The organism is Synechococcus sp. BSA11S (assembly GCF_014224355.1).
GTDB lineage: Bacteria > Cyanobacteriota > Cyanobacteriia > PCC-6307 > Cyanobiaceae > Regnicoccus_A.
This window is the reverse complement of sequence record NZ_VNWP01000006.1, coordinates 52404-62300: the sequence shown is the minus strand read 5'-3', so window position 1 is coordinate 62300 and position 9897 is coordinate 52404. Positions and strand designations below refer to the sequence as shown.

Genomic DNA, 9897 nt, shown 5'->3' with positions numbered 1-9897 from the left:
TCAACGTGACAACCGGTGGGATCAGTCCCATCGATGGCTGACGCCCATGCCCTGCGCTTCAGGCTTTCTCCCCTCTGAGCTCCGGGCCGTCGGGCCGGCTTCCACGGCCAGGCGTCCATGAAGCCTCACCCTCCTTCGGTGCCGATGACCTCCAGCCCCAGATCCCGCCGAGTCCCGCTTCTCTTGGCGACGCTGCTTGGACTGGCTGGAGGTCTGGCCCTCTCTGGCCCCCTGGCCTCAGTCCTCAAGGGCGACTGGGCCACCCAGACCGCCAAACTCACCGGTCAGCTCAGCAATCCCTTCGCCGCCTGGGGAGGTGAGGGCCGCGATGTGCTCGTGCTGGGCACCGACGTGAGCGGTGGCAACACCGATGTGATGTTCTCGATCCGGATCGCCGACGGCGTCACCCGGATCACCCAGGTCCCCAGGGACACCTACATCGACTCGGCCCGTTTCGGGGGAATCAAGGCCAATGCGCTCTATGCCTACGGTGGCGCCGAAGCGGTGAAGCAGGAACTCTCGGAGCGCCTCGGACGTCCGATCGACCATCACCTGCTGGTGAACCTGGGGGCGATCCGCCGCATGGGCGATGTGCTCGGCGGCGTGGAGGTGGACGTGCCCAAGCGGATGTATTACGTCGACAACAGCCAGGGCCTCTACATCGATCTGCAACCTGGCCTGCAGACCCTCAAAGGCCGCGATCTGGAGGGCTTCCTGCGCTGGCGGCACGATGAGGAGGGTGACCTGGGCCGGATCGATCGGCAGAAGCTGGTGCTGGCCGCCCTGTTCAGCAAGCTGACCCGGCCCGAGAACCTGGTCCGGCTGCCCAGCCTGATCGGAGCAGCCGGCCAGGACCTCAACACCGACCTGGGACCGATGGAGATCGGTGGACTGATCACCGCCATGGCCACCACCCGCTTCGATGCGGAGCGTCTCAGTGGACGCCCCTTTGATCTGCATGGGATCAGTTACTGGGAGGCCGACTGGCCCCCCCTCTCCGTGGAAGCCAGCACCACATCCACATCCTCCGGCGAGAGGCTGGAGGGCGACCGCTACCTGTTCTGAGATCAGGCTCAGCCCCAGTTGGAGACGGCATCATCTGAGCCCCCCGGCAACCGGGCCACGGCCCGAGGATCTCCTCCAAGCGCATCAGCCAGGAGCTCCGCCAGGGGAGGCGCCAAAGCAAAGGGGCTGCTGAGTCCGGCAAACACCCACAGGCCCGCCACCTCTGGCACAGGGCCCACCAACGGTGGTCCACAGCCCGTGAAGCTCACAGGCACCTGCTGGAAACAGGCGGGCACCTTGGCGAGCCGGGGATCGATCCTCCCCAGGCTCCGGCGCAGGCGCAGTTCCAACGGTGCAGCCTCGGGCGGGGCTCCACAGGCGGTCCCTGGCCTGATCAGGCTGCTCTGACCCAGCAACAGGCCATCGCCCCAGGGGGCCAGCCCTGCGTCGATGATCCAGGCCGGCTGCTGCAGCTGCTCCGCGCGCTGCTCCAGGGCCATGCGCTCCGCCAGCAGGGGCATAAGGATGTCATTGGCCGGCATGAGGCTGCAGGCGTCCAGGAGCTCCCGGGTGAGCCGCGGATCCTCCAGCAGCAGCACCCCGGCCCAGCTCACCCGCAGGCGATCGGCCAGGCCCGGCCAGAGGGCACGACAACCGGACCCGGCGGCAAGCACCACCTGCCCGGCGGGCAGGCCCCCCGGCCGCAGCGGGGCACAGCGCTCCCGGCGCCAGTGCACGCCGGCCCGCTGCAGGGCCACGGGCAAGGCCAGGGCAAGCGCATGGCCGTCGACACGGCCATAGTCGACTCGCAGCGCTCCTGCCACTCCCGAGACAGGCGAGGCGCCCAGGCGTTCCACCTGATCAGCAGCCAGATGGCGGCGCACCAGGGTTTCCACCTGGGCCAGGGCCCGGTCCACCGACGAGGCCCCATCGTCCTGGCTCCAGTACAGCCTCAGGGAGCAGGGGCGCCAGCCCAGAGGACCATGCCGGGACTCCAGCCGTTTCCAGGCCGCCGGAGCTGACGCCATCAGCTGGTTCATAGGCCCTGGGGCACCGGCCCACCAGGGCACTCCGCCGTAACTGAAACCCGTGGCGCCAGAGCCTGTGCAGGGATCGAGGAGTTCCACCGTGGCGCCGCGCTCGGCCAGGGCCAGCGCCACCAGGGAGCCAGCCAGACCGGCTCCGATCACCAGCACATCGGCCAAGCGTCAGATCTGCAGGGTGAAGGAGGTGATCACACTGCGGAACAGATCCTTCACCTTCGGCCAGCGCAGTTCATTGGTGCTCGCCGCCAGGGTGTAGAGCCGACCCCTGTCCACCACCACGGTGGCCAGCTCGTGGCGATCGCGGTCGGAGAGATGAACCGCATACTCCAGGTCGTAGAAGGTGTGGCCGCCGTCGTCCCGCTCATCCGCCTGCACCAGCTCGGCCTCGCGGCCGCTGCCCTCCGGGGCGATCACGATGCGGCGCAGCTTCTCGCCCACCGCCACGGGGCTGCCGAGAGAATCCAGTTCGTTGGTGGCGTTCACCTCCGAGATCACCAGGCTGAGGGTTTCATCGCTGTTGATCAGATCGTGGAAGACCACCTGGGGGCCGTTGCTGACCGCCACCCGGGTCCATCCCGTGGGATAGAGAAAGGCATAGCGTCCATCCGGGCTCTGGAAGGAATTCAGCCCGGCCGCCGCGGCGCTGCACCCGGCCAGGCCGCCCACCATCAGGAGTGTCCCCAGCAGCAGGCCGAGCACACCCCGACGAACGGAAGGGAGCCAGGGAAACAAAGGGCGCTGCGCCATGGGATACCGAGCAAGCGGATGGGGTGGGATCACACCGACACCATTGTTGCCGGTGGCCTCGCTCCTAGATTGGCCTCAGTTGCGGCGGATTCCTGAGCGGCTTCACCAGGCCCCTGGCGCGGCTGATCGATCAGTTCGAGCGCCTTCCTGGGATCGGACCCCGCACGGCCCAGCGCCTGGCCCTGCACCTGCTGCGCCAACCCGAGGAACAGGTGCACGCCTTCGCCGACGCCCTGGTCGGCGCCCGGCGTCAGGTGGGGCAGTGCAGCCGCTGTTTTCACCTCTCGGCCGAACCTCTCTGCGAGATCTGTCGCAACGAGGAGCGGCGCAATGGTCAGCTCTGCGTGGTGGCCGACTCCCGCGACCTGCTGGCCCTGGAGCGCACCCGTGAGTACAGGGGGGGCTACCACGTGCTCGGCGGACTGATCTCGCCGATGGATGGCATCGGGCCAGAACTGCTGCAGATCCAGCCCCTGGTGCACCGGGTCGATCAGGAGGCGATGGGGGAGGTGATCCTGGCCCTGCCCCCCAGCGTCGAAGGGGACACCACCAGCCTCTATCTGGCCCGGCTGCTGCGTCCGTTCTGCCTGGTGAGCCGCATCGCCTATGGGCTGCCGGTGGGTAGCGAGCTCGAGTACGCCGATGAGGTCACCCTGGCGCGGGCCCTGGAGGGCCGGCGCCGGATGGAGTGAGGGTCATGGTTCGCCGCACCAGCCGTTACAGCCCGATCCCCCCTGCCGAACGGCTCCCTGCCTGGCTGCGCCGCCCGATCGGCAGCGCTTCCGCCCTGGAAACGGTTCAGGCCGTGGTCAAGGGCCAGCGCCTGCACACAATCTGCGAGGAAGGGCGCTGCCCCAATCGGGGTGAGTGTTATGCCGCCGGCACCGCCACGTTCCTGCTCGGCGGGCCGATCTGCACCCGCAGCTGTGCGTTCTGCCAGGTGGAGAAGGGCCGCGCGCCGCAGCCCTTCGACCCCCGGGAGGCCGAGCGGGTGGCGGAGGCTGTGGTGCAGCTGGGGCTGCGCTACGTGGTGCTCACCGCCGTCGCCCGCGACGACCTGGCCGACCACGGAGCCGCGCTGTTCACCGGCACCATGGCGGCGATCCGGCAGCGCAATCCCCTGATCGCGATCGAGGTGCTCACCCCGGATTTCTGGGGGGGCCACACCCACCGGGAAGAAGGAGAGGCCGCCCAGCGGCAGCGGCTGGCCACTGTGCTGGCAGCCCAGCCCGTCTGCTTCAACCACAACCTCGAGACAGTCGAGCGGCTGCAGGGGGAGGTGAGGCGGGGCGCCACCTACGAGCGCTCCCTGGGGTTGCTGGCGGCGGCCCGGGAGCTGGCCCCGGGAATCCCGACGAAATCAGGGCTGATGCTGGGGCTGGGCGAGACGCCAGAGGAGGTGGTGGCCACTCTGAAAGCGCTGAGGCGGGTCGACTGCCAGCGCCTCACACTGGGTCAGTACCTGCGCCCATCCCTGGCCCACCTGCCGGTGGCGCGCTACTGGGAGCCCGCGGAATTCGAGCGGCTCGGGGCGATCGCCCGTGAGCTCGGCTTCCAGCAGGTGCGCAGTGGCCCCCTGGTGCGCAGCAGTTATCGCGCCGCAGGCGATTGAGGCCAGACCAGGCCTGCCGCTGGTTTCACCAGGCCACGGAGTCGAGCACCGTGGAGCAGAGGCGGTAGAGGCGCTCCCCATCGACGGATTCCTTCTCCTTGGCCTTGAATCCCGGCAGGACCGTCTGAATCGATCGGGTGACGACACCGGGACTCTCACCTGAGGCATAAAGAAGGCAACTCCAATGCAATCTGTGCTCAGCCGTGCGGATCCAGAGCTGAGCGACACCGGTCAGAGCGATCACAACAAGACTGGATGTCAGCGTGATCAGGCATGACCTGGGAATCATCGGCAACGAAAACGGCATCACCACAATGCCATGGGCCTCGCTGGGCAAGGCTTCGGCGGGGTGGCGGGGTGAATGATCGGGGCGGCGCCATCTGCCAAGGGGTCAACAAACGGCCCTGACACCGGCTTTGATCTGCAGGCACCACTCTCCCGCCGGATCAGTGACTGGATCGTCCAGGTGATCACCGGCTGATCATTCGCCACGAGACCAGTGGCTGAAGCGGGCTCGATCAACAAGGAGAAGATCCTGATTACAGTGACAAGAGATGATGAACTGGCCGATGCCGAGTCGTCTTCATTCAGTCTTTTCTGCGCACCAACAGGGAAATGAATCACCGGCAGGAGGCAGAGAATCACGCCGAGCAGGAGTGGCGTGGAACTGAGGATCTGTCACTGAGCATCCTTCCAAGATCCATTGACAAGGAGATGAAGGATGGGGAGCGGACCATCGCTCGGACCCACCCATCCGCAAGCGTTCTGCTTGCCGGCATGGTTGGCTTCACGGCCTTTGACGATCTCAGTGATCATCCTCGTGTTGAGAAGATCAAAACCATTGCCGACTGGCTGCTGAAGCGACGGCACAGCACGCCATAGCGGTATCTCGAGCATGAAGAGATTTTGCGTTGTCTGAAGGCTTATGGAGAAATGCGCGGATACGCTCACTCAGCGTAGAGTCTTGCTGGCACCAAAGTCTGCACGTTTCCCATCAGGCTTCGATAACCGCCTGTCTGGAACCCCTTTGGTCGCCCCTCTTCTCCTCCCTTCCAACACGCATTTTCCCCCATGGCACTGGTCCAGGCGCCCGCCTTAGGCATTGATCGCTTCGCCAATGATCGCAACAGGGAAAGCTGGTCGCACGGCTCCGAGCAGGACACGAACACGATCCTCCGGGCTGTCTATCAGCAGGTGCTCGGTCAGCAGTACGTGATGGCCAGCGAGCGACTGAATGGGGCGGAGTCCCTGTTCCGCAATGGAGATCTGAATGTAAGAGAACTGGTGCGAACCGTGGCCAAGAGTGGCCTGTATCGCTCCAGATTCTTTGAAAACTGCAACCCCTATCGGTTCATCGAACTGAACCACAAGCATCTCCTTGGTCGAGCGCCGCAGAACAAGGCAGAGATGCTGCATCACTTCACGATCCTGCAGGAGCAGGGCTACGATGCCGAGATCGACTCCTACATCGACAGCAACGAGTACCAGGAACGTTTTGGTCTTGATGGTGTGCCCTACCTGCACGGCTGGGATTACTCCAAAGGCCATGAAGGTCGTCAGTTCTCCTGGCTGATGCAACTGGCCCGAGGGGCGGCGGCCTCGGTGAAGGGGGATTCCAGCGGAACCCAGTTCCGCCTCGGCAAAGCCCTGCACCAGGACAAAGCCGTACCGGTGCGGGGTTCCGGGGCTCGGGTGGTGATCGTCTCCACGGAAGGACCGTTCAAGGCGGTTGTGAGCAAACAATCAGGGATTTCCTCGGAGTTCGCTCCGGAAACCTCCCTGAGGGCCCCCTCCCAGGAGCACCGGGTGGAGGCTCTGAGGGTCTCCTCCGGCGAGAGCAGCAGTGGCAGCGGCCGGCTGGTCACCATCTCGGCCACGGGGATCGCCAACAACGACTACGTGCGCAGTGGCGCTTACGTGATCCGGGTTCCGTTCAGCCGCATGAACCAGGCCCTGCAACGGGTCAACCGCCTGGGCGGGAGGGTCACCAACGTCGTGGTCAGCTGAGGGATCCACCGCGCGGGGCAGCCATGGGCCAGGAGACATTCCTGGCCGCCGGGAATCTTCAGAAAGATGGAAGGCCCTGGGCAGCCCCCGGCAGCTCTCCCATAGGCTGAGAGTGGATTGACGTTCTGGGCCTGTCGCCAATCAAGGAAGTCCATGGCTGTGAGGATCGATCGTGAAACGTTCCTGAAGCGGGCGATGGAGCGGTTTGGACATCGCTACAGCTACGAGGACATTGAATACCGCAGTTATCGCAGCCCCATCAAGATCCGTTGCCTGGATCATCCCGTTCGGCTGATCGTGATCACGCCCGAGCGCCATCTGCAGACCACGGGCGGTTGCAAGTATTGCCTGCGCGCCTACCGCCAGCAGGCCATGGCCTCCTCGGTGACCGTTTCGTCGGTATCAGTTGCTCAGGCTCCCCTGAGCCAGGGGGCATCCGATCCGGAGCGCCAGGATGCAGCCCTTCGATCGAGAGCCTGATGGAGGAGCGTCGGAGCAAAGAAACCAGTTCATGGCCGCGATCGGCTGCAGAGGACGCTGACAGATGACCGGGAACCTCCAGGCCGTTGGCTTCCTGATCAGCTGGGTGCTGGGTTGGGGGATCGGTGGCTCCCTGATCGATGCCGGATTCATCCAGGCCGGGGTGTACTCGATCGAGACCAACCAGCTGGGAACTCTGGCCACCTTCACGGTCTGGACGCTGATCTGGGGAGGGCTGGGCTTTCGCCTCTACCAGCGGTTCACTGGCTCCAGTCAGGACAGCTGAAGGCCGCCAGGGAGCCAGGACCGAGGGGCCCTGCTCAGAGCTCCAGCTCGCCGAGGGAGCGCAGGCAACGCACCTGGGGGGGGTAGTGGTCCAGGTCGATCCCGTCGGGGAGCAGCACATGCACCAGGGCTCCCGCAGCCAGGGCTGCCTGGGCACCCGCAGGAGAATCCTCGAACGCCCAGCAGGCCCTGGCGGCCACCCCGAGCCGCCGGGCCGCCAGAAGAAAGATGTCCGGGGCGGGCTTGCCCTCGGCCAGCTCGGAATCATCCCCGCAGACCATCAGCTCGATCTGCTTCAGCCAGGGGTGGGGAGCGCATTTGATCCCCGCCGACTCCCGGGTGCTGCTGGTGACCAGGGCCATGGGAATGGCCAGCTCCTGGCAGCGACTCAGCAGCTCGGGCGCCCCTGGCATGGCCCGCGCCCCGGGCAGCAGCTGCCGGGCGATCGGCTGCTGCACCGCCAGCAACTGCTCGGGGTTGGGGGGGGTGCCGCCGGCCGCTTCGATCCAGGCGATCACACTGCCGGCATTGTCCAGCCGTCGGCGTCCGCGCAGCGCCAGCAACTGCTGATCGCTGAGCTCGAAGCCGAAGATCCGGGCCGCCTGTCGCCAGGCCCGGCCATGCAGCGGCTCGGTGTCGAGCAGCAGGCCATCGAGGTCGAACAGGCAGGCCGCGGGGCTGGTCATGGCCGCATCCTCTCAGTCCACAATGACGTGGTGTCGCCCTCCACCCGATGAGCCAGGTCACGATCGAATCGGTGCTGCAGGAAGAGCGGGTGTTCGAGCCGCCGGCGGAGCTGGCGGCCGGGGCCCGCATCGGCAGCATGGCCGCCTACAGGGAGCTGGTGGAGCGGATCGAAGCCGATCCCGATGCCTTCTGGGGTGAGCAGGCCCGGGAGCAGCTGCACTGGTTCGAGCCCTTCCACACCGTGCTCGACTGGAGCAATCCGCCCTTTGCCCGCTGGTTCGAGGGTGGAACCACCAACCTGGCCTACAACTGCCTTGACCGCCATCTGGACGGTCCGCGTGCCGAGAAGACAGCCCTGATCTGGGAAGGGGAGCCGGGAGACAGCCGCCACTTCACCTACCGCGACCTGCACGGCGAGGTCTGCAGGGCCGCCAACGCCCTCAAGGCCCTCGGGATCGGCAAGGGAGATCTGGTGGCCCTCTACATGCCGATGGTGCCGGAAGCGGCCATTGCCATGCTGGCCTGCGCCCGCATCGGCGCGCCCCACTCGGTGGTGTTCGGCGGCTTCTCCGCCGAGGCCCTGCGCGACCGCCTGATCGATGGCGGCGTCAAGGCCGTGATCACCGCCGATGGCGGCTTCCGCAAGGACAAGCCCGTTGCGCTGAAGCCCGCCGTGGACAGGGCCCTCGCCGATGGCGCCTGCCCCACGGTGGAGCACGTGCTGGTGGTGCGCCGCACCGAGCAACCAACCGCCATGGAGCCAGGCCGCGACCGCTGGTGGCATGAGCTGGTGGAGGTCCAGAGCGCCGACTGCCCAGCCGAGCCGATGGCCAGCGAAGACCGTCTGTTCGTGCTCTACACCTCAGGCTCCACCGGCAAACCCAAGGGGGTGGTTCACACCACAGCGGGGTACAACCTCTGGGCCCATCTCACCTTTCAGTGGATCTTCGACCTCCGCGACGACGACGTGCACTGGTGCACCGCCGACGTGGGCTGGATCACCGGCCACAGCTACATCGTCTACGGCCCGCTCTCCAATGGCGCCACCACAGTGATGTACGAGGGGGCCCCCCGGCCCTCCAAACCCGGTGCGTTCTGGGAGGTGATCGAGAAGCACAAGGTGACCCTCTTCTATACCGCTCCCACAGCGATCCGGGCCTTCATGAAGAGCGGCCGCGAGGTGCCTGATCACTACGACATGAGCACCCTGAGGATCCTGGGCACGGTGGGCGAGCCGATCAATCCCGAGGCCTGGATGTGGTACCGGGAGGTGATCGGCCATGGCCGCTGCCCGATCATCGACACCTGGTGGCAGACCGAGACGGGCGGGGTGATGATCAGCCCCCTGCCCGGGGCCACCCCCACCAAACCTGGATCCGCCACCCTGCCGCTGCCAGGCATTGCCGCTGACGTGGTCGACAACGAGGGCCACAGCGTGGGGGTGGATGAGGGCGGTTACCTGGCGGTGCGCCGCCCCTGGCCGGGGATGATGCGCACCGTGCACGGCGACCCCGAGCGCTTCCGCAGGAGCTACTGGGAGCACATCACCGGCGACGATGGCCGGCCTCTCTACTTCGCCGGTGATGGCGCCCGCCGCGACGCCGACGGCTACTACTGGGTGATGGGCCGGGTCGACGACGTGATCAGCGTGTCGGGCCACCGGCTGGGCTCGATGGAGATCGAATCGGCCCTGGTCAGCCATCCGGCAGTGGCGGAAGCGGCCGTGGTGGGCCGCCCTGACGACCTCAAGGGTGAGGGCATCGTCGCCTTCGTGACCCTGCAGGCGGGCGTGGACGGCAGCGAAGCCCTCGGCGTTGAACTGCGCCGGCACGTGGGCACCGAGATCGGTCCGATCGCCAGGCCGGATGAAATCCGCTTCAGCGATGCCCTGCCCAAGACCCGCAGCGGCAAGATCATGCGCCGCATCCTGCGGGCCCTGGCTGCCGGCGAAGAGGTGAGCGGCGACACCAGCACCCTGGAGGACCGCTCCGTGCTCGATGCGCTGCGGGTCTGATCGTGCCCGTCGGC

The 9897-nt window shown here is 66.5% G+C and carries 12 protein-coding genes; 8 read left to right on the top strand and 4 right to left on the bottom strand.

The window, feature by feature from the left end; all coding sequences use genetic code 11:
- The first annotated feature begins 144 nt into the window (after positions 1-144).
- Entirely contained in the window at positions 145-1065 is a 921-nt protein-coding gene (locus FPZ61_RS07250; protein WP_185465457.1) for an LCP family protein, read from the top strand.
- 8 nt (positions 1066-1073) lie between these two features.
- Here the strand turns inward: FPZ61_RS07250 and FPZ61_RS07245 are convergent, their stop codons facing one another.
- Together FPZ61_RS07245 and psbP are read right to left on the bottom strand one after the other, a co-directional pair.
- Complete coding sequence (locus FPZ61_RS07245) at positions 1074-2201, bottom strand: NAD(P)/FAD-dependent oxidoreductase (RefSeq protein WP_370593398.1); 1128 nt, start codon at positions 2199-2201, stop codon at positions 1074-1076.
- Between the two features lie 12 nt (positions 2202-2213).
- Complete coding sequence (psbP, locus tag FPZ61_RS07240) at positions 2214-2798, bottom strand: photosystem II reaction center PsbP (RefSeq protein WP_185465455.1); 585 nt, start codon at positions 2796-2798, stop codon at positions 2214-2216.
- Between the two features lie 113 nt (positions 2799-2911).
- On the opposite strand from psbP, the gene recR reads away from it, so the two are divergent.
- The gene (gene recR / locus FPZ61_RS07235; protein WP_185465565.1) at positions 2912-3490 is read left to right on the top strand and encodes a recombination mediator RecR; all 579 of its coding nucleotides are present in this window, start codon (positions 2912-2914) and stop codon (positions 3488-3490) included.
- Positions 3491-3495: 5 nt separating this feature from the next.
- On the top strand, positions 3496-4410 hold the full coding sequence (gene lipA / locus FPZ61_RS07230; protein ID WP_185465454.1) for a lipoyl synthase: 915 nt from the start codon (positions 3496-3498) through the stop codon (positions 4408-4410).
- A 25-nt stretch (positions 4411-4435) separates the two neighbouring features.
- On the opposite strand, the gene FPZ61_RS07225 is transcribed toward lipA, so the two are convergent.
- Positions 4436-4747 (bottom strand): hypothetical protein, encoded by a 312-nt coding sequence (locus FPZ61_RS07225; protein ID WP_185465453.1) that lies wholly within the window; start codon positions 4745-4747, stop codon positions 4436-4438.
- A gap of 278 nt (positions 4748-5025) precedes the next feature.
- Here FPZ61_RS07225 and FPZ61_RS07220 point away from each other — a divergent pair, with 278 nt between their 5' ends.
- The 4 genes from FPZ61_RS07220 to FPZ61_RS07205 all read left to right on the top strand — a co-directional run bounded on the left by FPZ61_RS07220 (position 5026) and on the right by FPZ61_RS07205 (position 7183).
- Positions 5026-5292, top strand: a complete 267-nt coding sequence (locus FPZ61_RS07220; protein ID WP_185465452.1) for a hypothetical protein — start codon at positions 5026-5028, stop codon at positions 5290-5292.
- A gap of 189 nt (positions 5293-5481) precedes the next feature.
- Positions 5482-6417 carry a phycobilisome rod-core linker polypeptide gene (locus FPZ61_RS07215; RefSeq protein ID WP_185465451.1) on the top strand — a complete coding sequence of 312 codons (936 nt, stop codon included), beginning with the start codon at positions 5482-5484 and terminating at the stop codon, positions 6415-6417.
- A 195-nt stretch (positions 6418-6612) separates the two neighbouring features.
- Positions 6613-6897 carry a hypothetical protein gene (locus tag FPZ61_RS07210; RefSeq protein WP_370594272.1) on the top strand — a complete coding sequence of 95 codons (285 nt, stop codon included), beginning with the start codon at positions 6613-6615 and terminating at the stop codon, positions 6895-6897.
- Between the two features lie 64 nt (positions 6898-6961).
- A complete protein-coding gene (locus tag FPZ61_RS07205; protein ID WP_185465450.1) occupies positions 6962-7183 on the top strand; it encodes a hypothetical protein in 222 nt (73 codons plus the stop codon).
- Positions 7184-7217: 34 nt separating this feature from the next.
- Here FPZ61_RS07205 and FPZ61_RS07200 read toward each other — a convergent pair whose 3' ends face one another.
- Positions 7218-7868, bottom strand: coding sequence for an HAD family phosphatase (locus tag FPZ61_RS07200; protein ID WP_185465449.1), 651 nt, complete (start codon positions 7866-7868; stop codon positions 7218-7220).
- 47 nt (positions 7869-7915) lie between these two features.
- On the opposite strand from FPZ61_RS07200, the gene acs reads away from it, so the two are divergent.
- The gene (gene acs / locus FPZ61_RS07195) at positions 7916-9883 is read left to right on the top strand and encodes an acetate--CoA ligase (protein ID WP_185465448.1); all 1968 of its coding nucleotides are present in this window, start codon (positions 7916-7918) and stop codon (positions 9881-9883) included.
- Positions 9884-9897 lie beyond the last annotated feature (14 nt).

What these genes read in the sequence shown, in the direction of transcription:
- psbP (WP_185465455.1), bottom strand. Translation starts at nt 2,798, where the DNA reads ATGGCGCAGCGCCCTTTGTTTCCCTGGCTCCCTTCCGTTCGTCGGGGT.
- FPZ61_RS07205 (WP_185465450.1), top strand. Translation starts at nt 6,962, where the DNA reads ATGACCGGGAACCTCCAGGCCGTTGGCTTCCTGATCAGCTGGGTGCTG.
- acs (WP_185465448.1), top strand. Translation starts at nt 7,916, where the DNA reads ATGAGCCAGGTCACGATCGAATCGGTGCTGCAGGAAGAGCGGGTGTTC.
- FPZ61_RS07215 (WP_185465451.1), top strand. Translation starts at nt 5,482, where the DNA reads ATGGCACTGGTCCAGGCGCCCGCCTTAGGCATTGATCGCTTCGCCAAT.
- FPZ61_RS07220 (WP_185465452.1), top strand. Translation starts at nt 5,026, where the DNA reads ATGAATCACCGGCAGGAGGCAGAGAATCACGCCGAGCAGGAGTGGCGT.
- FPZ61_RS07210 (WP_370594272.1), top strand. Translation starts at nt 6,613, where the DNA reads ATGGAGCGGTTTGGACATCGCTACAGCTACGAGGACATTGAATACCGC.
- FPZ61_RS07200 (WP_185465449.1), bottom strand. Translation starts at nt 7,868, where the DNA reads ATGACCAGCCCCGCGGCCTGCCTGTTCGACCTCGATGGCCTGCTGCTC.
- lipA (WP_185465454.1), top strand. Translation starts at nt 3,496, where the DNA reads ATGGTTCGCCGCACCAGCCGTTACAGCCCGATCCCCCCTGCCGAACGG.
- FPZ61_RS07250 (WP_185465457.1), top strand. Translation starts at nt 145, where the DNA reads ATGACCTCCAGCCCCAGATCCCGCCGAGTCCCGCTTCTCTTGGCGACG.